The sequence below is a fragment of the Rhizobium sp. NXC24 genome (assembly GCF_002944315.1).
Lineage (GTDB): Bacteria > Pseudomonadota > Alphaproteobacteria > Rhizobiales > Rhizobiaceae > Rhizobium.
On record NZ_CP024314.1, the window covers coordinates 2,183,675 to 2,205,064 of the forward strand.

The window sequence follows — 21,390 nt, forward strand, 5'->3', positions numbered from 1 at the left end:
GACTCCGCGGGAACGCCGGCAGAAATTCTGGGCAGCATGATCAAAATAGCGGCATTGAATGACGTCGCTGCCGTTCGCGATTATGCTTCAGACCGCATCTATCATACATATTTGGGAGTGGCATGGACCTTGCTTCTTTATCCGCAGAGTTGGTGGCTAGGGTTCCGGCGCTCCTCTTCGGAGCGTGCTGGTCCGAGAGCCACCACCGGCTGGGGGAGAAATCCCACCGGATGCACGGCGGGATAAAAGCCCGGGAGACCTCGTAAGCCAAGGGATTGGCGGCGCGATGGTCTTTGCCGATCCCTTTTTGAAAAAAAGCAAAAGGGGAATTTCTATGCAGACTTTTTCGAAGATCCTTTCCGTAACGGCTCTTTCGGTATCGCTGGCTTTCGGGCTTGGCTCTGCCGCAAGCGCCGCGCCGAAAACCAGTTTCAAGGTCGCCTGGTCCATCTATGTCGGCTGGATGCCCTGGGGTTATGCCGCCGATCACGGTATCGTCAAGAAATGGGCCGACAAATACGGCATCAACATCGAGGTCACCCAGTTCAACGATTACGTCGAGTCGATGAACCAGTATACGGCCGGCGCCTTCGATGCCGTGACGCTGACCAACATGGACGGCCTCTCGATCCCGGCAGCCGGCGGCGTCGACACGACAGCCGTTATCGTTGGTGACTTTTCGAATGGCAATGACGCCGTCATTCTCAAGGACAAGGCAAGCCTCGCAGACCTCAAGGGCCAGAACGTCAATCTGGTTCAGTATTCGGTTTCGCATTATCTGCTCGCCCGCGCGCTCGACAGCATCAAGCTTACCGAACGCGACGTGAAGGTGGTTAACACCTCCGACGCCGATATGGTTGCGGCCTACAAGACGCCGGATGTCTCCGCCGTCGTCACCTGGAATCCGCTGGTCTCGACCATTCTCGAGGAGCCTTCCGCCAAGAAGGTCTTCGATAGCTCGCAGGTGCCGGGCGAGATCATCGACCTGATGGCCGCCAACAGCAACATCCTGAAGGACAATCCGAATTTCGGTAAGGCGTTGGCCGGCATCTGGTATGAAACGGCGGCGCTGCTGAGGGCAGACACACCGGAAGGCAAGGCTGCCCGCGAGGCGATGGGGGCCGCATCGGGCACAGACCTGAAGGGTTTCGAGGCGCAGCTCGCCGCAACCAAACTCTTCGATAAGCCTGCCGACGCGGTTGCCTTCACCACCTCGCCGAACCTGCCGAAGACGATGGATCTGGTGCGCAGCTTCCTGTTCCAGAAGGGTCTGCTCGGCAATGGAGCGCCTTCGGCTGACGTCATCGGCATCGAAATGCCCGATGGCAAGGTTCTCGGCGACAGTGCGAATGTCAAGTTGCGCTTCACGGAGACCTATATGAAGGCGGCCGCCGACGGTTCGCTCTGAGCGATACCTTCACTGGCGGCGCCGGCGCGCCGCCCGATCCCTTCATCCGCGGAGCCTTTCATGCGTTGGATCAATAGCAGGCCTAGCCGGGGTGCGCAGCTTGCCTTGACGCTGTTGCCCTTTTTGCTGCTGATCGTCGCGTATGCCGTCGGTTCAGCCGCACGGCTTGCCGAAAACGCCAATGACAAGTTGCTGCCCAATCTTGCCGGCTTTGCCGACGCCATCAACCGTATGGCCTTCATCGCCGATCCGCGCACGGGAGAATACCTGCTGTGGTCGGACACCTGGGCGAGCCTGGTACGGCTCCTGTCGGGCCTCAGCATATCCACGGCTATCGCGCTTTGCATCGGCATGCTCATCGGCATGCTGCCCTATCTCAGGGCTCTGCTGTCGCCCTTCGTCGCAGTCATTTCGATGGTGCCGCCGCTCGCGTTGCTGCCGATACTGTTCATCGTCATGGGCCTTGGCGAGACCTCCAAGATCGCCCTTATCGTGATCGGCGTTGCACCGACGATGATCCGCGACCTGGCGCTGAAGGCGCTGGAATTGCCGCGCGAGCAGATCGTCAAGGCCGAGACGCTCGGCGGCTCCTCCTGGCAGATCGCGCTTCGCGTCGTGTTGCCACAGATCCTGCCGCGGCTGATCACCTGCCTGAGGCTCCAGCTCGGGCCGGCCTGGCTGTTCCTGATTGCCGCCGAGGCGATCTCCTCCGATTCCGGCCTTGGCTACCGTATTTTCCTCGTTCGCCGATATCTGTCGATGGATGTGATCTTTCCCTACGTCGTCTGGATCACACTGCTCGCCGTGCTCATGAATTATCTTCTCGATCGCCTCCGCATCGCCGTCTTCCCCTGGTCCGAACTGGAGAAGCAGGCATGAGCGAACTCAGGATAGAAAAGGTCTGGAAGGAATACGGTGACCAGATCGTGCTCGAGGATGTGTCGCTGACGGTCGCCTCCCGCGCCTTTGTCGCACTCGTCGGTCCCTCCGGCTGCGGTAAGTCGACCTTCCTGCGTATGCTTTTGGGACAGGAACAGCCCACCAGAGGCGCGATCTCTCTCGATGGCGCGCCGCTGCCTAGCGAGCCCGACGCCGACCGCGGCGTGGTCTTTCAGCGCTACTCGGTCTTTCCGCATCTGACCGCACTCAACAACGTGCTGCTCGGCAAGGAGCTTGCCGGCTCGCGCTACAAGGCCAGGCTTTTCGGCGCGGCGCGGCGCAACGCGATCGACGAGGCGCGGCAACTCCTCGCGGAGGTCGGCCTTGCCGGCGCCGAAAACAAGTATCCAGCCCAGCTTTCCGGCGGCATGCAGCAGCGCCTGGCGCTGGCGCAGGCGCTCATCATGCGCCCCAAAGTGCTATTGCTCGACGAGCCTTTCGGCGCGCTCGACCCTGGTATCCGCGCCGAGATCCACACGCTGATGAAACGGCTTTGGCACGAAACGCAGATGACCGTCGTCATGGTCACGCATGACATGCGCGAAGCCTTCACGCTTGCCACAAGGGTAGTCGCCTTCGAGCGCCGCCGCGACCGGCCGGAAGAGAAGGAGCGCTACGGCGCGACGATTACCAAGGACATTTCCATCTGGCCGCCGCGTACTGCCGGCGCAGCCTCGATCTTCAGCTCCGACCGGGACGGCCCGATCGCTTCAAAGGGGCACCGCCGGGACGACCTGGCACCGTCGGGAGACATCTAGCCATGCAGCACGTCAGACGTTCGTCAGAAGAAATCGCCGTCAACCGCGCCCGTTATGAAGAACATCAGAGAAAGGGTCTGGAATTCGCACCCAAGGCCTTGCCGACACCGAGCCCCCTACCCGCCCCGCCGATCGATGCGGCTTTGATTGTCCATCAGGAAGTCATACCCAGCGGCTGGTACTGGTCGACACGCGTCAAGCACGGCGAGACGCTACACATTGCCCAGGAACAGGGCTTCTCGACCATCTCGCTCGCCGCCTGGAATGCGGCCGATACGAGCGAGCGGCTGAATCTGCCCGATACGGTGAAGATGCAATGGACCACCGCCCTTTCGAAAGGCCGGGTGATCTTCTCCGACATGGGACGCGTGATGTTCTCCGTCACCGAGGATTCTTCCGGCGCACATGATTGCCTGATGGGCAGCTCGACTGCCGCCTCAAACCTGGCGAAATACGGCGAAGGCACCCGCAACAGCCGCGACAATTTCATCAAGCTTGCGACCAAGGCCGGATTGGACAAGCGCGACATTCCCGCCGTGCTCGCGCTCTTTGCTCCCGTTCGCGTTGATGTGGACGGCAAGTTCGCATGGCAGTCGGAGCTGCCGCATGACGGTGACTATGTTGAGCTGCGCGCCGAGATGGACATGATTGTCGGCTTTTCCAATTGCCCGCATCCGCTCGATCCAAGCCCGACATACGCACCGAAGCCGGTGACCGTGACGCGGCTGGCTGTCCGGCCCACCAGCTCCGACGACCTGTGCCTCACAGCCACCGCAGAGGCAGTACGCGGCTTCGAGAACAACGCATCCGCCGACCTGTGAGCAGTGGAGAGACTATCATGACCGACTTTATCCAGACCGCTCCGTTCCGCACGCTCAAGAACGCCGTGCAGGATCACTTCATTGCCGCAGAAGCGCCGTTCTCGACGGTGGTTCGGAAAGGCCAGACATTGCGCATCGAGGATAGCTATGGCCAGCAGGCGATCGACACGCTGTTCTACAACGCAGAAGATCATTCCGAACGCTATTCCAGCCAGGACACCATGCGCGAGCAGGGTGCGGCCTATATCACAACGGGCACCGAGATTATGTCCAACGAGGGTCGCGTCATGTTGAGGATGACGGCCGACAGTTGCGGACGTCACGACACTTCAGCCGGCGCATGCTCCTGCGAGAGCAACACGGTGCGCTTCGGCCACGGCACCAGATATCTCCATGCCTGCCGGGACAATTTCGTTCTGGAGGTCGCAAAACATGGCATGGGCAAGCGCGACGTCGTGCCCAACATCAACTTCTTCATGAATGTGCCGATCGAGCCGACCGGCGAGATGACCATCGTCGACGGCATCTCCGCACCGGGCGATTATGTTGAGCTCAAGGCCGAGATGGACGTGCTGATCGTCATTTCCAATTGCCCGCAAATCAACAATCCCTGCAACGGCTTCGATCCGACGCCGATCCGCGTCCTCGTCTGGGACGGTGAGGCTTGAGATGTTCAGGAAGATATTGATCGCCAATCGCGGCGAAATCGCTGTCCGGATCATCCGGACGCTGAGGCGCATGGGCATCGCCTCCGTCGTCGTCTATTCGGACGCCGATCGCTTCGCCAAGGCATCGCTGATGGCCGACGAGGCCGTCAGGCTCGGTCCGGCGCCGGCCGCCGAAAGCTATCTCGATGTCGACGCCGTCATTGCGGCTTGCAAGGCTACCGGCGCAGAAGCCGTGCATCCCGGCTACGGTTTCCTTTCGGAAAACATCGGCTTTGCCAAGCGGCTGGCGCAGGAGGGCATCGCCTTCATCGGCCCGACGCCGGATAATATCGCCGCCTTCGGGCTCAAGCACACGGCCCGCGAATTGGCGCGCGCAAGCGGCGTACCGCTGCTACCGGGCAGTGGTCTCGTCGAGACGGGCGACGCAGCGCTCGCTGCGGCGGTTGAGATCGGATATCCGGTCATGCTGAAATCGACGGCCGGCGGCGGCGGCATCGGCATGCAGCTTTGTGAGGATGCCGATAGTCTTAAGGCCGCCTTCGAAAGCGTGCAGCGCACGGCCAAGGCCAGTTTCGGCGATGCGCGCGTCTATCTCGAACGCTTCGTATCGAAGGCACGGCACGTCGAAGTCCAGATCTTCGGCGACGGCAAGGGCCGCGTGATCGCGCTCGGCGAACGCGATTGCTCGTTGCAGCGCCGGAATCAGAAGGTGATTGAGGAGACGCCCGCTCCCGGTCTTTCGCCTGAGATACGCGAGCGCCTGCATGCCGCGGCCATGGCGCTGGGCTCTTCCGCGCGCTACCAGTCCGCCGGAACCGTGGAGTTCATCTATGATCCTGCCCGCGAGGAATTCTATTTCCTCGAGGTCAATACCCGCCTGCAGGTCGAGCACCCGGTTACGGAAGCCGTCTACGGCATCGATCTTGTCGAATGGATGATCCGTCAAGCCGCCGGCGAGGATGTCATTTCCGGCAGCGAAATCCTCGTCCCTAAAGGCGTGGCGATCGAAGCGCGCCTCTACGCCGAGATGCCGCATGCCGGCTTCCGGCCGAGCGCCGGCCTGCTGACGGAGGTCGTCTTTCCGGCGGGCACGCGCGTCGACGGCTGGATTGAGACGGGCACCGAAGTCACCCCTTTCTACGATCCGATGCTTGCCAAGGTGATCGTGGCAGCCGAGGACCGGCCGGCCGCGATCGAGAAGCTGAAGCGCGCGCTGGCGGAAAGCTCCATCTCCGGCATCGAGACCAATCTGCAATATCTCCAGGCCATAGCAGGATCCAAGCTGCTGGCGAGCGGCGACGTGGCGACGACGGCGCTCAGGGACTTTCCTTTCGTGCCCGATGTGATCGAGGTGCTGGCGCCGGGTGCGCAGTCGAGCATTCAGGAGCTGCCCGGCCGGCTCGGCCTCTGGCATGTCGGCGTGCCGCCGAGCGGCCCGATGGACGAGCGCTCGTTTCGTCATGCAAACAGGCTCGTCGGCAATGCTGACGAAACCGCGGCGCTGGAACTTACTGTTTCCGGGCCGGTGCTTAAAATCTTTTCCGACATTACGATCGCGCTCGCAGGCGCCTGCATGCCGATGACCCTCGACGGCGTACTGCTGCCACATGGCGAAGCCGTCAGTGCGAGGGCGGGGCAGACACTGGCCATTGGTGCGATAGAGGGGCCGGGCCAGCGGTCTTACCTCGCCGTTGCCGGAGGCCTTTCCGCGCCGGTCATGCTCGGCTCCAGGGCGACCTTCGGTCTCGGACGGTTCGGGGGCCATGCCATCGGCACGCTCCAGACCGGCCATGTTCTGAGGCTGGCACGCACGCCACAGCAGCAAACGACGGCGGCAGGCCGGCCCGCCCCTTTGACCCGAGCCTGGGAGGTCGGTGTCCTCTACGGCCCGCACGGTGCGCCCGACTTCTTTCTCGAAAGCGATATCGAGACGTTGTTCTCGACCGAATACGAGGTGCACTTCAACAGCGCCCGCACCGGCGTGCGCCTGATCGGTCCTGCGCCAAAATGGGCACGCAGCGACGGTGGTGAAGCCGGCCTTCATCCCTCCAACCTGCATGACAATGCCTATGCGATCGGCGCGATCGACTTTACCGGCGACATGCCGATCATTCTCGGGCCCGATGGTCCGAGCCTCGGCGGGTTCGTCTGCCCCGCCGTCATTGCTCGCGACGAGCAATGGAAGATGGGCCAGTTCAAGCCCGGTGACAAAATCCGGTTTCGTCCTGCTGAACGTGCCGAAGACCCCGTCGCCGGTCCGAGGCTGCAGCACCTCGGCAATGCAGCAGGGTCGGGGATCGTCGGCCAGGGCCAAGAAGGACCCGTGCCCGTCGTCTATCGCCGCCAGGGCGACGACAATCTGCTGGTCGAATATGGGGCGATGACGCTTGATATCGCGCTGCGTCTGCGCGTGCAGCTTTTGATGCAGGCGATCGTCCAAGCTCGCCTGCCGGGCATCATCGATCTGACGCCCGGCATCCGCTCGCTGCAGATCCATTACGATGGCACGACCTTGACCCGCAAACGCCTGCTCGGCCTGCTCACCGAGATCGAGGCGGGCTTGCCGGCCGCGCAGGATATCAAGGTCCCCAGCCGCATCGTGCACCTGCCGCTGTCCTGGAACGATCCGGATGCCGAGCTTGCCATGCGCAAATATCAGGAACTGGTGCGCCCGAACGCGCCCTGGTGCCCTTCCAATATCGAGTTCATCCGTCGTATCAACGGCCTGCCGGATGAACAGGCGGTGCGCGACGTCGTCTTCAATGCCAGCTATCTGGTGCTCGGCCTCGGCGATGTCTATCTCGGCGCGCCGGTCGCAACCCCGGTCGACCCGCGCCATCGGCTGGTGACGACGAAATACAATCCAGCTCGTACCTGGACGCCGGAAAACGCCGTCGGCATCGGCGGCGCCTATATGTGCATCTACGGCATGGAGGGGCCTGGCGGCTACCAGCTTTTCGGCCGCACCATCCAGGTCTGGAACAGTTGGCGGCAGACTGCGGTCTTCGCCAAGGACAAGCCATGGCTGCTCGACTTCTTCGATCAGATCCGCTTCTTCCCCGTCAGTCACAAAGAGCTGACAGAAGCCCGCGCCGCCTTCCCACACGGGGGTTATCCGGTCAGGATAGAGGAGACCGAATTCTCCTATGCCGCCTATGAAGCCGGGCTTGCCCGCGAAGTCGCCGCGATAGGCGCCTTCAAATCAGGGCAGCAGGCGGCTTTCGAAGCGGAACGGCAACGGTGGAAGGAACTCGGTCTCGACAGCTTCACCGTCGAGGAAGGCGCAGGCGCCGGCCTCGACGGCGACATACCGGAGGGTTGCTTCGGGATAGAAAGCGCCGTGCCCGGCAACGTCTGGAAGATACTGGTCGAAGAAGGCCAGCCAGTGGCTGCCGGCGATACATTGGCGATCATCGAATCCATGAAGATGGAAATCAACGTAACCGCACATGCCGCCGGACGCGTCCGCGATCTGCGCGCCGGCCCTGGGCGCAATGTCAAAGCCGGCGATGTGCTGGTCATTCTGGAGGAAATCTGATGCTTCCCACCATTCTCGATCTTGCTTCGCTGAGGCACGCTTATGCGGCCGGCCTGTCGCCGCTCCAGCTAATGGAAGAGATCATCGCAAGATGCAGGGCATCGGACGATCCGGCCATCTTCATCACGATGACGCCCGAGGACGACTTGCGAGCTGCGGCCCGTGAACTGGTGGCGCGTGCGCCAGAATCCAACAGCCTGCCGCTCTGGGGCATTCCCTTCGCGGTCAAGGACAATATCGACGTAGCGGGCTTGCCGACAACGGCCGCCTGCCCGGCCTTCGCCTATCACCCGCAGGCGGATGCGACGACAGTCGCGCGATTGAGGGCTGCCGGCGCCATCGTGATCGGCAAGACCAATCTCGATCAGTTCGCGACCGGACTGAACGGCACGCGCTCGCCGCATGGCGCGCCGCGCTCGGTGTTTGATCGTAATTACGTCTCCGGCGGCTCCAGCTCAGGCTCGGCGGTCGCCGTTGCGGCAGGTCTCGCGAGCTTTTCGCTCGGCACCGACACCGCCGGTTCGGGGCGCGTGCCGGCAGCATTCAACAATCTTGTCGGCATCAAGCCAACGCCGGGGTTAGTGCCCAATGTCGGCGTGGTGCCCGCCTGCCGCAGCGTCGACGTCGTCACTATCTTTGCCGCGACGGTGGGCGACGGCATTGCCATCCGCAAGATCATGGAAGGCTACGACGCCCGCGATCCGTTCTCGCGGCAAGCCGCTCCAGCAAGCTTGCCGTCGACACGCCCGCGTATCGGCGTTCTCGACGCTGCGGAACGGGAGTTCTACGGCAACAAGGATGTGGAGGCGCTTTATGACGCCGCCATCGAACGGGCGCGATCGCTGGGCGCTGTGATCGTGCCCTTCGACTACGCTCCTTTCCGGCAAGCGGCCGAACTGCTCTATAACGGCCCCTGGGTCGCCGAGCGGCTGGCGGCGGTCAAGGAGTTCCTGGCGACGAATGGCGACGACTTCGATCCGACGGTGCGGGCCATCATCGAAGGGGCAAAAGCCTACGATGCCGTGGACGCCTTCGAAGGCCGGTACAAGCTGGAAGCATTGCGGCAGAAAACCAGGACCGAATGGGAGAAGGTGGATTTCCTGATGCTGCCGACGTCCCCGACCACCTACACGGTCGAAGAAATGCAAGCGGACCCGATCGTCAGGAACAGCCACTTTGGCCGCTATACCAACTTCGCCAACCTGCTCGATTGCGCGGCGATTGCCATTCCCGCCGGATTTGACGCCGACGGCCATCTGCCCGCAGGTGTGATGCTGGTGGGACCCGCCTTCACCGACGATGCGCTGGCCCCCTTCGCCGATGCCATGCATCGAGCGCTGGATACCGGAATGGGCAAGGACCGCAAAGCCGCGCTGCCGGAGGCAAGCCGCGTGGCGCCTTCGGCCGACGACTTCGTGCCGATCGTGGTGGTCGGCGCGCATCTGACGGATATGCCTCTGAACCACGAGCTGACGCGACCGGGCGGATATAGAGTGCGAACCGGACGGACGGACGGCAGCTACCGGCTCTTTGCCCTCCCCGGCACGATCCCGCCCAAGCCGGGGCTGCTGCGCGATCCCGGCTTTACGGGTAACGGCGTGGAGGTCGAAGTCTGGGCCTTGCCACCTGCGGCATTCGCCCGTTTCGTCCAGAACATTCCGGCGCCGCTTGGCGTCGGCAAAGTCACGCTTGACGACGGCAGTTACGTCACTGGTTTTCTCTGCGAGGCCCACGCGGTCACCGGCGGTCGAGAGATTACCGAGTTCGGCGGCTGGCGCAATTATATCCGCGCCTCCGGCCCGACAGTGTGAACAAGGAGGGGCGGAATGCGAAAACTTCTGTCAATGGCAGCGCAGCTCGTTCTCAGAGGCCTGATCGCCAGGACCTGGGCGATTGGCGGCCGCTGCGCAGCCAGACATGGTGCTCGCTTGCGAGAGGCTCGCACGGGAGATCCTTGACCGTCTGTCGCCATATTTGCTGCAAGCTGCCTTGAAAGGATACGAGCTGGCGCACAGCCCGACGGTTGACGAGGTCATGCCTCGAACGCGCCAGACGTTCCTCTTTTCGCAAACTCTTCAAGCAGCTATTCTATCAGCCTGATATCAAGCGAGGGCCATTTGCAGATGCAGCCACGACAGGGTGAGTTTCGAGAACACATGACCATCCTTGGCGACGTCAACTCGACCTCATTCGTCCCGTGGATCCAACGCCACGCCGATAAACTCGGACTTTCGCAGACATTCTTCCATTCTGGCGCAGATAGGATCGAGCTTGAGGTTGCCGGCCCCGTGGAATTGATCGATATGCTGGAAATGGGCTGTTCACTCGGTCCTTTCGACGTCTGGGTCGAGGAGATCCAGCGCAGAGTCATTGAGCGCCCCGAAATATCGCGTCTTAGCAATCCCTGATTTTCTGCCTTTTATTTAATCAATGTTGCCAATGCGAATCATTTATGCAAGCTTCCGAGTGCTGAGGGGATGCAGGGATCGGCGCCTGCCTATGACCGGTGGCGCTAAGTCATTGGTGAAATTAAGAGAGTTAAGGCTATGCCATTTGATGGGGCCGGATCTTGGGCGCCAGTTGCCCTTTCCTCTGATCTGCCACCAGGAACGGTCATACCGGCCTGGACAGCGGCCGGCCCAATTGCCCTGTGGCGCAGCCAGTCGGGCCGCGTAACCGCATCCGCGGATCGCTGTCCACATCGCGGAATGCGATTGTCGCATGGTTTTGTCCGTGGTGAGGCGCTGTCCTGCATTTATCATGGATGGAGCTATTCCCCATCGGGCGGATGCATTCGCATTCCGGCTCATCCCGATCTGGTCCCTCCGGAAACCATCCGTGTCGCTGTCCAGCGGGTCGAAGAATCGGGCGGTATTTTATGGATAGCCGCCGGACAACCGGCGACACAGCCCCCACGCTTCGACAAGCTCATACCGTTGCGCTCGCTAACAATGGAAGCGGATGTTGCGGCAATCGAGATCGTAGCAGGAGCAAAGACCGACGCAAACGGGCTGATCCACCTGCCTGATTTCCCCTGGATCATGCTGCTGCTCGCGCCCCAGGGTAAGCATACGCTCCTTCATCTCATGATCGAACAGGACCGCAGCCCGACAAACCGTCTGACGGCTTCCCGTATTGCCGAATCTCTCCGCCGCCGGGCGGAAGAACGCCAAAGGGAGGGTGCGGAATGACAGGCGGCGCGATGATCGACGAATGGTATCCGGTCGCCCTTTTCAGCCAGCTCAGCGAAAAGGGAAGCAAGACCTGTCTGATGGGCGAGGCGATCGAAGTCGCGCGCGATCGCGACGGGAATGCGCGGGTGACGACCGACAATGGACGCTCCCTTCCCGTCCGCGTCCGGTATGGCCATGTCTGGTCCTCCCTCGGAAAGCCGGACAAGGAGCTATTCGCCATTCCGGAAGCCGATCAGCCAGGCCGCCGCTTCGTCGATGTCGGTGTGGTCCGCGTGCGCTGTTCACCGCTTCGTGCCGTCGAGAACTTTCTCGACATCGCGCATTTTCCCTTCGTTCACACCGATATCCTCGGTGCGGAACCGCATACAGAGGTCGAAAATTACAAGGTCGAGATCCGCGAGAGTGAGGATGAAGTCTGGGCAACGCAGGTGAAATTCTACCAGCCGCAGGCAGCAAAATCGGCGTCCGGCGGCATTACGACCGAATATATGTACCGCGTGCCGGCACCGACCTGTTCGGTGCTCTACAAGACGTGTCCTCCGCGACCGAACGAATGGGACGTCATTACCTTGTTCGTGCAGCCTCTTGCGGAAGACCTTTGCGACGTATGGCCATGGATGGCTCTCTTCGACGACGATACACCGATGACCGATCTTATCCACTTTCAGCAGACGATCTTCCTGCAGGATCGCTCGATCCTCGAAAACCAGATACCCACGCTTCTTCCGCTTGATCCGGGCATGGAAATTCCGACAAGGGCCGACCTCACCTCGGTCGCCTATAGGCGATGGCTCAAGCGCCATAATTATACCTACGGCGCACAGTTGGTCGCACAATGAAGCTCTACGACTATATTTTATCGCCGAGCTGCTACAAAGTACGGCTGATGGCCGCCCTCTTGGGCATCAAGCTCGAAATCCGGCCAGTCGATTTCCATCCCGGTGCGGAGCATCGCGGACCGGAGCTTCTGGCGCTCAATGCGGCGGGGTCTATTCCAATCCTCGAGGATGGCGATCTTGTGCTCACCGAGTCCACAGCAATGCTCGCCTATCTCGCTGCCAGTGGTGCGCCGGAATGGCTGGGCCATAGTTCGCCGCAGGAGACGGCGCGCGTGCAGCAATGGCTCTCCTTTTCGCATCGCCTGACCGCAAACCTTGGAGGCGCGCGGCTCCACGAAATGCTGCTGCGACCGGGAGATATCAAGGCATTGCAGGCTCAGGGGATTGCGGCCCTGCGCGAGCTGGAGGCCGGCCTCTTCGAACAGGGCGAGCGCGGCATGCGGTTCCTTGCGGCAAGCCAGCCAACGATCGCAGACATCGCCTGCTTTCCCTATGTGGCGCTTGCACCCGACGGCGGCATCTCGCTCGATCCCTATCCCTTGATCCGGCTCTGGTTGCGCGCCATCCGCAGCCTGCCCGGTTTCATCGAAATGCCCGGCATTCACCGCCTGCACGAGCTGAAACCCGATCCGCATCCGGCTGGGGAGTAATGATGGAATGACTGGCTATCTTCTGAAGAATTGTGCGGCTGTTATCATCGACGAGGGCAACGGGCCGAGCGTGCGCCGGAATGTCGACCTGCTCACCAGGGGTCCAGCGATCCAGGCGATCGGGGAGAACCTGTCGCTGAACGCCCTGCCCGAGGGCATCGTTGCGCAGGACGCCTCCGGCTGGTTCGTCTATCCGGGGCTCGTCAATACGCATCACCACTTCTTTCAGTGCTTCGTGCGCAATCGGGCCGACCTCGACTGGACGAAGCTTTCCGTCATCGAATGGCTCGACCGGATCTATCCGATCTTCTCTCGACTGACGGAGGACTGCTTCTATCACGCTTCGGTCACTGCAATGGCCGAGATGATCAAGCATGGGTGCACCACCGCATTCGACCATCAATATTGCTTTCCCCGCCATGCGGGAAAGCGCCTGATCGATCGTCAGTTCGAGGCGGCCGAACTTCTGGGCATGCGCTTTCACGCAGGCCGCGGCGGCAATACCCTGCCGAAATCCGAGGGGTCGACGATCCCGGATGCCATGCTCGAAACCACCGATGAATTCATCTCCGATTGCGCGCGGCTGATCGATAGCTATCACGATGCCAGCCCCTTCAGCATGCGCCAGGTGGTGGTCGCCCCCTGCCAGCCAGTCAATTGCTATCGCGAAACCTTCGTCGAGTCGGTCGCGCTGGCGCGAGATCGCGGCGTGCAGTTGCACACGCATGTCGGCGAGGGCGAAAGCCCCGTCATCAAAGCGCGGCATGGAATGCGCACGGTCGACTACTGCGCCGAATTGGGTTTTGCAGGCCCCGACACATTCTATGCTCATTGCTGGGAATTGACGCACGACGAATTACGCAAAATGGCAGCGAGCGGCACGGGCGTCTCCCATTGCCCCGAGCCGGTTTACCTGGTCGGCGCCGAAGTGACCGACATCCCAGCGATGCAGGCCTTCGGATTGCGTATCGGTCTTGGTTGCGACGGAGCGGCATCGAACGACAACTCGAACCTGATGCATTGCGTCCATTCCGCCTACATGCTGCAGTGCCTGACAGCCTCGACGCGTCAGCATGCCGTCCCCGCCCCGCTTGACTTTCTCCAGTACGCGACAGGCGGAGGCGCGAGCCTGCTGGGGCGCACGGATATCGGGCGTCTTGCCCCGGGCATGGCGGCCGACCTTTTCGCAATCGATACGCGACGGATGGACTATGTCGGGACGCGGCATGACCCGCTGAGCCTCATTGCCAAGGTCGGGATCGGTATGCCGACGGATATGACCATGATCAACGGACGCATTGTCTGGCAGGGCGGTGAATTCACCGGACTGGATGAGGCCGCACTGTTTGCGGCAGCCGAGGCAACACTTGCAACAGTAGAATTCTGAAAAACCAAAAAGGGGAACTGGGATGCAGAAGAATCTGACCCGCAGAACATTGATGAAGAGCGCGGCCGTCGCAGGCCTCGCAACGGCCTTCACCGGTCGCTCCGCCTTTGCCGCCGACGAACCGCTCGGCATCACGCTCGTCGTGCCCTCGCCGATCGGCGATGTCGGCTGGGGGCATGCGCTGGCTGCCGGCCTTGATCCGATCAAGGCCGCCTATGGCGACAAGGTCAAGGTGACCGTGATTGAGAACATCGCGGAAGGCCCGGATGCCGACCGCATCATGAACAAGACGGTCGCCGACGGAAATCACTTCCTGATCGCCGGCTCGTTCGGCTATCAGAACGGCGCGCTTCAGATTGCCCGCCGCAACCCCAAGGTTACCGTCCTGCATGCCTCCGGCTTCCAGGTCGCACCGAATTTCTCACCCTTTGCCGCCAAGTATTTTCAAGGGACCTACCTGCTTGGCATGGCGGCGGCCGCTGTCTCCAAGACGGGCAAGCTTGGTTCTGTTTCCGCCTTTGCCATTCCCGAATTGATCACCTCCATCAACGCTTTCACGCTGGGAGCGCAGGCCGTGAAGCCGGACATCGAGGTATCGGTCGTTTGGGTCAATTCCTGGTTCGATCCGGCCAAGGAGCAGGAAGCAGCCAAGGCATTGATCTCGCAGGGCTGCGACGTGATCTTCTCGAACGCTCAGGATACGCCCTCGGTCATTTCTGCCTGCGAGCAAGCGGGTGTCTACGCCTTCAATCTGAACTCCTCGATGAAGAAATATGCGCCGAAAACCTATCTCGGCTGCATCTCCACGGACTGGTCGCCGTTCTTCAAGGCATCGGTCGATGCCCATCTCGCCGGTACCTTCAAAGGCGCCAACGCGTTTCTCGGCGTCGCCGACAAGGTCGTCGAAGTCGTCGACTGGAGCCCGGCGATCCCGGCAGACACCATGGCGAAGATCAGGGAGATTGAAGCGAAGATCGCCAGCGGCGGCTTTTCGCCGTTCGCCGGTCCGATCGCCAAGGCAGACGGCAGCGAAGGAGCGGCCTCGGGCACAATCTTGACGGATGCCCAGATCGTCGCGATGGACTGGCATGTCAAAGGTGTGAAGACGCCTTTGCCGAAGTAAGTCAATCATGACCATCCCGCTGCTGTCGCTGCGCGGCATCTCCAAAAGCTACGGCCAGGTCCATGCCAACCAGCATATTGATCTGGACGTAGTCCCCGGCTCGATCCATGCCATCCTTGGAGAGAATGGCGCCGGCAAATCGACCCTGATGAAGTTGATCTACGGCGTCGAACAACCGGACGACGGGACTGTTGCCTGGTATGGACAGCCCCTCAGCCTTGCCTCCCCCGCGGAGGCGAGGCGTGCCGGCATCGGGATGGTCTTTCAGCATTTCTCGCTGTTCGAGAGTCTCACGGTTGTCGAAAACATCCGGCTGATCGTGTCAGGCCGAACGGCCGAACTTGCGAAGCGCATCCGCACATTGGGGGATGAATTCGGACTTGAAGTCGATCCGCTGGCCCACGTGCATGAACTGTCGGTCGGCGAGCGGCAGCGGGTGGAAATCATCCGATGCTTGTTGACCGATCCGAAACTGCTGATCCTCGACGAGCCGACATCGGTCCTGCCGCCGCAAGCCGTCGGGAAGCTGTTCGACACGCTGCGCCGACTTCGCGACGGCGGCGTGTCGATCCTCTTCATCTCGCACAAGCTGGAGGAGATCCAGTCCCTGTGCGACCGTGCCACTATCCTGCGCGGCGGACGCGTGACCGGACATGTGGATCCGCGCGAGCATGACGCCCATGATCTCGCCCGCATGATGATTGGCCGCGATATGCCGGAGCCGATGGCCGCATTGCCTATGGCCGAGGGCGAAAAGCGCCTAGAAATCATTGGCCTCGATTACCGGCCAGGCGATCCTTTCGCAGTGCCGCTCTCCGCTGTCAGCCTGAGCGTGCGCCGCGGCGAGATTCTCGGCATTGCCGGTATTTCCGGCAATGGACAAAAGGAACTTGCCGCGCTGATTTCGGGGGAAACGACCCTGCCACGGGACAAGCGCGACCAGATCTTCATGATGGGACGGGATGTGGGTAGCCTCGACGCCGCCAGCCGTAGAAAACTGGGCTTTGCCTTCGTCCCGGAAGACCGGCTCGGTCACGGCGCAGTTCCCGAGATGTCGCTGACGCTCAACAGCCTGCTGACGGCTCATCCCTTGAAGCTCGTGCGGCATGGTCTCCTCGACAGCGCCAGGGCCACCGCCTTCGCAAACGAGTGCATCCGGGATTATGACGTGCGCACGCCAGGCCCGGATGCGGAAGCCGGCTCACTTTCCGGGGGAAACCTGCAGAAGTTCATCGTCGGACGCGAAATCATGCTGGCGCCGAAACTGCTCTTCCTTGCGCAGCCAACCTGGGGCGTAGACGTCGGCGCGGCCTCTGCCATTCGCAAGCGGCTGATCGAGCTGCGCAATCAAGGCATGGCCATTCTCGTCATATCCGAAGAGCTCGAGGAATTGTTCGAGCTCAGCGACTTCATCCAGGTCCTGTATCATGGCACGCTGAGCCCGCCGCTCGTCACACGCGATACAAAACCGGAAGAGATCGGTCGATACATGATCGGCGCACAGCCCCAACGGGAAAAGCTATCCGCATGAGCAGTTCCTTCTCCGCCGCCCTACCCACCTTCGTTCGCCGGGAACGGGCCTCGTTCACCGCGAAGTTGCTTGCGCCGCCGATCGCCCTCATCGTCACTATCGCTCTTAATTTGGGCCTCTATGTCGCCATGGGTCGTGATCCGGCAGCGGTGATCTACGCCATGTTGATCGAGCCATTTTTCTCCTGGGCGTCATTCTCCGAAGTATTGCTGAAAACCGGCCCACTGCTTCTCATCGCACAGGGTCTGGCGATCGGCTTTCGGGCGAAGGTCTTCAACATTGGTGCCGAGGGTCAATTCATTCTCGGCGCAATCTTCGCCTCCGCCATACCCATCTGGATGCCGCAGGCAACGGGCCAATGGATCTGGCCGGCAATGCTGCTGCTCGGCACCATCGGGGGTGCGGTATGGGCCTCCCTCACCGCCTTCTGGCGCGTCAGGCTCAATGCCAACGAAATTCTCGTCTCGCTGATGCTGAGCTTCGTCGCCGCACAATTGCTCAATTATCTGCTTCTCGGGCCATGGAAAGATCCGAACGGTTTCAATTTCCCGCAGTCGGTCATGTTCCAGTACGATGCCATGGTGCCGATCCTGTTCGAAGGGACGCGCGTCAATGTCTCGCTTCTCCTCGCGGTCGGCCTATCGATCGCGGCATGGATCTTCATGCAGAAAAGCTTCGCCGGATACAAATTGCAGGTTGGCGGACTGGCTCCCCGCGCGGCAAGCTATGCCGGCTTCAAGGAGAGTTGGGCAATTTGGCTCTCGCTGATCATCGGCGGTGCGGCGGCCGGTCTTGCCGGCGCTGCCGAAGTTGCCGGCCCCCTTGGTCAGCTACAGCGCTCCATCTCGACAGGGTATGGCTACGCGGCCATCATCGTTGCCTATCTCGGCGGTCTCAATCCGATCGGCATCGTTATTTCCTCGATCATCATGGCCGCGCTCTACATCGGCGGCGACAATGCCATGGTTTCCGCCAATCTACCCATCGCGGCCGTCCGCGTCTTCCAGGGCAGTCTGCTCCTCATCTATCTCATCGCCGTGGCTTTCGTGCGCTATCGCATCGTATGGCGCCCCGTGTCCGCCCGGAGCGCATCATGAGCGCTGTCGAGTTCATTCTCGCGGGCATGCTGGCGGCCGCAACCCCGTTTCTGCTGGCGGCTTTAGGTGAGCTTGTCGTCGAGCGCGCCGGCGTCCTCAATCTCGGCGTCGAGGGACTAATGGCGCTTGGTGCCGTCATCGCGTTCATTGTTGTTTATCACGGGGGCGGTCATTTTCTGGCTTTCCTCGCGGCCGGTCTCGGAAGCGCTCTCCTCTCGATGATTTTTGCCGGTATCATTCTGGGGTTTAACGCAAACCAGGTCGCGGCCGGTCTTGCGCTCGGGATTCTCGGTCAGGGCCTCTCGGCGCTGTTTGGCAAAAGCTATGAAAGCCTGACCGTCACCACGCTGCCGAAGATCGCGATCCCCGGGCTTTCGGAGATTCCCGTCGTCGGCGGGCTCTTCAATCAGGATATCGTCGTCTGGATCTCCCTTGTCTTGACCTTAGGCATCTGGGCGCTGTTTGCCTACGGCAAGATTGGCCTGGTCCTGCGCGCTGTCGGTGAAAATCCGAAAGCCGCCCATGCTATCGGCTATCCCATCGTCGCGATCCGTTTCGCCGCAGTTGCGTTCGGCGGCATGATGGCAGGCTTTGCCGGTGCCTACGCCGCGACGATCTACACGCCGCTCTGGGCGGACGGCATGATCGCCGGTCGTGGCTGGATTGCCATTGCTCTTGTTGTCTTTGGCACCTGGCTGACATCAAGGATTTTCTTAGGCGCCTGCCTGTTTGGCGCGGTATCGCTGATGGGTCTTGCCGCCCAGGCAAGCGGGCTTGCCGTTCCCTCACAACTGCTGGCATGCCTGCCCTATCTCGTGACGATCATCGTCCTCGGCATCATCTCGGCAGATCGCCGCCTACTGAAGCTCAACGGCGTCGCCTCACTCGGCGAGCCGTTCGAGCGGTGACTGTATTTGCGCCGAGGGTTACAGGACTCGGTGTTTGCATAAGCCATGACGTTCGCCTCGCAGCGCTCTGAAGGGCGTCGTCGTCGATGCCATCGCAAAAGTCTTCGAGACTCGCCGGAATTTCCTACATGGATAGACAGGCTTAAAAAGTGCAAATCTATAACCTTGGTCGTTTGCTTCGGACGCTCCCCTGGCGCGGCAAGGACAGAACGACGGCAAGCTACCGCCGTGCGGTCCATCCACTTGTGTAGGCCGAGTGCTCCCCCTCCGGTCGACGGAGTCCATTTGGTTCGGGCAATGTCACTATTGGCTAGGCAATGAAGCCGATTCCAATTCACGGAATTCCGCTGTCTCTCGCAGAAGCCATTCTCGAAATGCTTTGACAGGCTTGGGAGGCTCCAGCCCTTCCGGTGACACAAGATAGTAATTGCTTCTGCTTCGCACCCGATGATGTGAGGCAACAATGAGTTGCCCGCTGTCCAATTCAGGTTTGATGAGAAAAAGAGGCATCAAGGCTACGCCGAGACCCGCGATGCAAGCTTGAGCAACACCGAGAAATTGCTCGAAACCCATATTTGCTAGCGGCTTGCCTTCAATTCCCAGGCTCGAAAACCAGTCTTCCCAAGCAAGGGGTCTCGAGCGCATTTGGAGAAGCGGTAAGCGTAGAAGATCCTGCTCCGAGACAATTGCACTGTCTTTCAAGAACGCAGGGCTGCAAACCGGTGCGACGATCTCTTCCATAAGAAACGTACACTCGCCGTTCGGCCAGTCATCGCCGCCGATGTGGATCGCCGCGTCAATGCCTTCGCTTGCGAAATCAAAGACTCCGATACGCGTTGCAAAATTGAGTGTCACTTCGGGATGCTCAGAAACGAAATTTGGAATGCGAGGTAGAAGCCACCGCGTTCCGAACGTCGGTAGAATGGCAAGGTTCAGCGTTGCCGATGGCGAGCCCGTTATAGCGTGCAACGAGGCAGTTCGGATCAACGCAAGAGCCTCTTGAATCGATTTGTGGTAGACGACGCCTTGAGGCGTCAACGCCACGCCGCGCCCGCCGCGTATGAAAAGCGTCGTGTTAAGCCGCTCCTCGAGCGTCAGAATCTGGCGGCTTATCGCCGCCTGAGTCAGCGTCAGCTCAACGGCAGCGGCGGAAAAGCTTCCGAGGCGGACGACGGAATCGAATGCCGCCAGAGCGGTTGTCGAGGGCAGCAGACGACGTTGTAGCGGATCCATCAGCTATAACTATACCTCATACCTCGATGAGTAAACATCGTTTCTCGCTGCGCAGATTTGCTGACATCCTAGAGGAAGTCCAAATGTGAGATACGACGATGACGTTCGCCTGGAACGACCCTTTTCTCCTTGATGAACAGCTTGCGGAAGACGAGCGGATGATCCGCGACACAGCAGCGGCTTTCGCCAAAATAGAATTGCTGCCTCGCATTCAGGAGGCCTATCTTGATGAAGTTACGGATCCCGAGCTGTTTCGCCTCATGGGTCGAGCCGGGCTTCTTGGAATAACATTGCCAGAGGAATACGGCGCCGCGAATGCGAGTTATGTGGCATACGGCCTTGTTGCCCGTGAGGTCGAACGCATCGATTCCGGATACCGCTCTATGATGAGCGTGCAGTCCTCACTGGTCATATATCCAATCTTTGCCTACGGCTCGAGCGATCAGAAAAAGAAATACCTTCCGGGCCTTGTTTCCGGCGACTTGATTGGCTGCTTCGGCCTGACGGAGCCGGATGCGGGCTCAGACCCGGGCAGCATGAAAACCCGCGCGGAAAAGATCGAAGGCGGCTATCGTCTTCGCGGTGCGAAAATGTGGATTTCCAATTCGCCAATCGCCGATGTTTTCGTCGTGTGGGCGAAATCCGAGGCCCATAACAATGAGATCCGCGGCTTCGTGCTCGAAAAAGGCATGAAGGGCCTTTCGGCTCCGAAGATCGGCGGCAAACTGAGCCTGCGTGCCTCGATCACCGGCGAGATCGTTATGGACGGCGTCGAGGTCACAGAGGACGCACTGCTTCCGAATGTCTCAGGCCTCAAAGGCCCCTTCGGGTGCCTTAACCGAGCGCGATATGGCATCTCATGGGGCGTCATGGGTGCGGCGGAGGACTGCTGGATTCGCACCGTGCAATACGGCCTTGATCGCAAGCAGTTTGGCAAGCCGCTTGCAGGTATGCAGCTCTATCAGAAGAAGCTCGCCGATATGCAAACGGAGATCGCACTCGGGCTTCAGGCATCGCTGCGTGTCGGACGGCTCCTCGACGATCATAAGATGGCGCCGGAAATGATTTCCATCGTCAAGCGTAACAATTGCGGCAAGGCCCTCGATATCGCTCGGCAAGCCCGCGACATGCACGGCGGCAACGGCATTCAGATCGAGTATCATGTCATGCGTCATGCGCAGAACCTTGAGACCGTCAATACGTACGAGGGGACACATGATGTCCATGCTCTCATCCTCGGCCGCGCTCAGACCGGCATTCAAGCCTTCTTCTGATCCCCATCATCGAGGACATATA

General features: G+C 60.8%; 18 protein-coding genes and 1 riboswitch. Of the genes, 17 read left to right on the plus strand and 1 reads right to left on the minus strand.

The window, feature by feature from the left end; all coding sequences use genetic code 11:
* Positions 1-145 precede the first annotated feature (145 nt).
* A riboswitch (guanidine-I (ykkC/yxkD leader) is annotated at positions 146-259 on the plus strand.
* 75 nt (positions 260-334) lie between these two features.
* The 16 genes from NXC24_RS34040 to NXC24_RS34120 all read left to right on the plus strand — a co-directional run bounded on the left by NXC24_RS34040 (position 335) and on the right by NXC24_RS34120 (position 18,861).
* Positions 335-1,408: a putative urea ABC transporter substrate-binding protein gene (locus tag NXC24_RS34040; RefSeq protein WP_104827991.1), complete on the plus strand. Its 1,074-nt coding sequence runs from the start codon at positions 335-337 to the stop codon at positions 1,406-1,408.
* A 60-nt stretch (positions 1,409-1,468) separates the two neighbouring features.
* Complete coding sequence (locus tag NXC24_RS34045; protein WP_104827644.1) at positions 1,469-2,287, plus strand: ABC transporter permease; 819 nt, start codon at positions 1,469-1,471, stop codon at positions 2,285-2,287.
* Positions 2,284-3,105: an ABC transporter ATP-binding protein gene (locus NXC24_RS34050; protein ID WP_104827645.1), complete on the plus strand. Its 822-nt coding sequence runs from the start codon at positions 2,284-2,286 to the stop codon at positions 3,103-3,105. The genes NXC24_RS34045 and NXC24_RS34050 overlap by 4 nt, the downstream gene beginning before the upstream one ends.
* 2 nt (positions 3,106-3,107) lie before the next feature.
* Positions 3,108-3,926 (plus strand): urea amidolyase associated protein UAAP1, encoded by an 819-nt coding sequence (locus NXC24_RS34055; protein WP_104827646.1) that lies wholly within the window; start codon positions 3,108-3,110, stop codon positions 3,924-3,926.
* A gap of 17 nt (positions 3,927-3,943) precedes the next feature.
* Positions 3,944-4,594 carry an urea amidolyase associated protein UAAP2 gene (locus tag NXC24_RS34060; protein WP_104827647.1) on the plus strand — a complete coding sequence of 217 codons (651 nt, stop codon included), beginning with the start codon at positions 3,944-3,946 and terminating at the stop codon, positions 4,592-4,594.
* A gap of 1 nt (position 4,595) precedes the next feature.
* Positions 4,596-8,132: an urea carboxylase gene (gene uca, locus NXC24_RS34065; RefSeq protein WP_104827648.1), complete on the plus strand. Its 3,537-nt coding sequence runs from the start codon at positions 4,596-4,598 to the stop codon at positions 8,130-8,132.
* Entirely contained in the window at positions 8,132-9,943 is a 1,812-nt protein-coding gene (gene atzF, locus NXC24_RS34070) for an allophanate hydrolase (protein ID WP_104827649.1), read from the plus strand. Before uca ends, atzF begins: the two co-directional genes overlap by 1 nt.
* A 312-nt stretch (positions 9,944-10,255) precedes the next feature.
* On the plus strand, positions 10,256-10,540 hold the full coding sequence (locus NXC24_RS34080) for an acylphosphatase (RefSeq protein ID WP_104827651.1): 285 nt from the start codon (positions 10,256-10,258) through the stop codon (positions 10,538-10,540).
* A gap of 138 nt (positions 10,541-10,678) precedes the next feature.
* Entirely contained in the window at positions 10,679-11,323 is a 645-nt protein-coding gene (locus NXC24_RS34085) for a Rieske (2Fe-2S) protein (protein ID WP_104827652.1), read from the plus strand.
* Positions 11,320-12,165 carry an aromatic ring-hydroxylating dioxygenase subunit alpha gene (locus tag NXC24_RS34090; RefSeq protein ID WP_104827653.1) on the plus strand — a complete coding sequence of 282 codons (846 nt, stop codon included), beginning with the start codon at positions 11,320-11,322 and terminating at the stop codon, positions 12,163-12,165. Before NXC24_RS34085 ends, NXC24_RS34090 begins: the two co-directional genes overlap by 4 nt.
* Positions 12,162-12,815, plus strand: a complete 654-nt coding sequence (locus tag NXC24_RS34095; protein ID WP_104827654.1) for a glutathione S-transferase family protein — start codon at positions 12,162-12,164, stop codon at positions 12,813-12,815. Before NXC24_RS34090 ends, NXC24_RS34095 begins: the two co-directional genes overlap by 4 nt.
* A 7-nt stretch (positions 12,816-12,822) precedes the next feature.
* Positions 12,823-14,202 carry an amidohydrolase gene (locus NXC24_RS34100; protein WP_104827655.1) on the plus strand — a complete coding sequence of 460 codons (1,380 nt, stop codon included), beginning with the start codon at positions 12,823-12,825 and terminating at the stop codon, positions 14,200-14,202.
* A gap of 22 nt (positions 14,203-14,224) precedes the next feature.
* Positions 14,225-15,325 carry a BMP family ABC transporter substrate-binding protein gene (locus NXC24_RS34105; RefSeq protein ID WP_104827656.1) on the plus strand — a complete coding sequence of 367 codons (1,101 nt, stop codon included), beginning with the start codon at positions 14,225-14,227 and terminating at the stop codon, positions 15,323-15,325.
* A 7-nt stretch (positions 15,326-15,332) separates the two neighbouring features.
* Complete coding sequence (locus NXC24_RS34110; protein WP_104827657.1) at positions 15,333-16,856, plus strand: ABC transporter ATP-binding protein; 1,524 nt, start codon at positions 15,333-15,335, stop codon at positions 16,854-16,856.
* A complete protein-coding gene (locus NXC24_RS34115; protein ID WP_104827658.1) occupies positions 16,853-17,953 on the plus strand; it encodes an ABC transporter permease in 1,101 nt (366 codons plus the stop codon). The genes NXC24_RS34110 and NXC24_RS34115 overlap by 4 nt, the downstream gene beginning before the upstream one ends.
* Positions 17,950-18,861, plus strand: coding sequence for an ABC transporter permease (locus tag NXC24_RS34120; RefSeq protein ID WP_104827659.1), 912 nt, complete (start codon positions 17,950-17,952; stop codon positions 18,859-18,861). Before NXC24_RS34115 ends, NXC24_RS34120 begins: the two co-directional genes overlap by 4 nt.
* Before the next feature lie 303 nt (positions 18,862-19,164).
* Here the strand turns inward: NXC24_RS34120 and NXC24_RS34125 are convergent, their stop codons facing one another.
* Positions 19,165-20,094, minus strand: coding sequence for a LysR family transcriptional regulator (locus NXC24_RS34125; protein WP_104827660.1), 930 nt, complete (start codon positions 20,092-20,094; stop codon positions 19,165-19,167).
* 98 nt (positions 20,095-20,192) lie between these two features.
* Between NXC24_RS34125 and NXC24_RS34130 the strand changes: the two genes are divergently transcribed.
* Positions 20,193-21,368, plus strand: a complete 1,176-nt coding sequence (locus NXC24_RS34130) for an acyl-CoA dehydrogenase (RefSeq protein WP_104827661.1) — start codon at positions 20,193-20,195, stop codon at positions 21,366-21,368.
* The last annotated feature ends 22 nt before the right edge of the window (positions 21,369-21,390 follow it).

Coding starts and splice junctions, on each gene's coding strand:
- NXC24_RS34085 (WP_104827652.1), top strand. CDS start 10,679: ATGCCATTTGATGGGGCCGGATCTTGGGCGCCAGTTGCCCTTTCCTCT.
- NXC24_RS34095 (WP_104827654.1), top strand. CDS start 12,162: ATGAAGCTCTACGACTATATTTTATCGCCGAGCTGCTACAAAGTACGG.
- uca (WP_104827648.1), top strand. CDS start 4,596: ATGTTCAGGAAGATATTGATCGCCAATCGCGGCGAAATCGCTGTCCGG.
- NXC24_RS34050 (WP_104827645.1), top strand. CDS start 2,284: ATGAGCGAACTCAGGATAGAAAAGGTCTGGAAGGAATACGGTGACCAG.
- atzF (WP_104827649.1), top strand. CDS start 8,132: ATGCTTCCCACCATTCTCGATCTTGCTTCGCTGAGGCACGCTTATGCG.
- NXC24_RS34125 (WP_104827660.1), bottom strand. CDS start 20,094: ATGGATCCGCTACAACGTCGTCTGCTGCCCTCGACAACCGCTCTGGCG.
- NXC24_RS34115 (WP_104827658.1), top strand. CDS start 16,853: ATGAGCAGTTCCTTCTCCGCCGCCCTACCCACCTTCGTTCGCCGGGAA.
- NXC24_RS34055 (WP_104827646.1), top strand. CDS start 3,108: ATGCAGCACGTCAGACGTTCGTCAGAAGAAATCGCCGTCAACCGCGCC.
- NXC24_RS34100 (WP_104827655.1), top strand. CDS start 12,823: ATGACTGGCTATCTTCTGAAGAATTGTGCGGCTGTTATCATCGACGAG.
- NXC24_RS34080 (WP_104827651.1), top strand. CDS start 10,256: ATGCAGCCACGACAGGGTGAGTTTCGAGAACACATGACCATCCTTGGC.
- NXC24_RS34060 (WP_104827647.1), top strand. CDS start 3,944: ATGACCGACTTTATCCAGACCGCTCCGTTCCGCACGCTCAAGAACGCC.
- NXC24_RS34120 (WP_104827659.1), top strand. CDS start 17,950: ATGAGCGCTGTCGAGTTCATTCTCGCGGGCATGCTGGCGGCCGCAACC.
- NXC24_RS34110 (WP_104827657.1), top strand. CDS start 15,333: ATGACCATCCCGCTGCTGTCGCTGCGCGGCATCTCCAAAAGCTACGGC.
- NXC24_RS34090 (WP_104827653.1), top strand. CDS start 11,320: ATGACAGGCGGCGCGATGATCGACGAATGGTATCCGGTCGCCCTTTTC.
- NXC24_RS34105 (WP_104827656.1), top strand. CDS start 14,225: ATGCAGAAGAATCTGACCCGCAGAACATTGATGAAGAGCGCGGCCGTC.
- NXC24_RS34130 (WP_104827661.1), top strand. CDS start 20,193: ATGACGTTCGCCTGGAACGACCCTTTTCTCCTTGATGAACAGCTTGCG.
- NXC24_RS34040 (WP_104827991.1), top strand. CDS start 335: ATGCAGACTTTTTCGAAGATCCTTTCCGTAACGGCTCTTTCGGTATCG.
- NXC24_RS34045 (WP_104827644.1), top strand. CDS start 1,469: ATGCGTTGGATCAATAGCAGGCCTAGCCGGGGTGCGCAGCTTGCCTTG.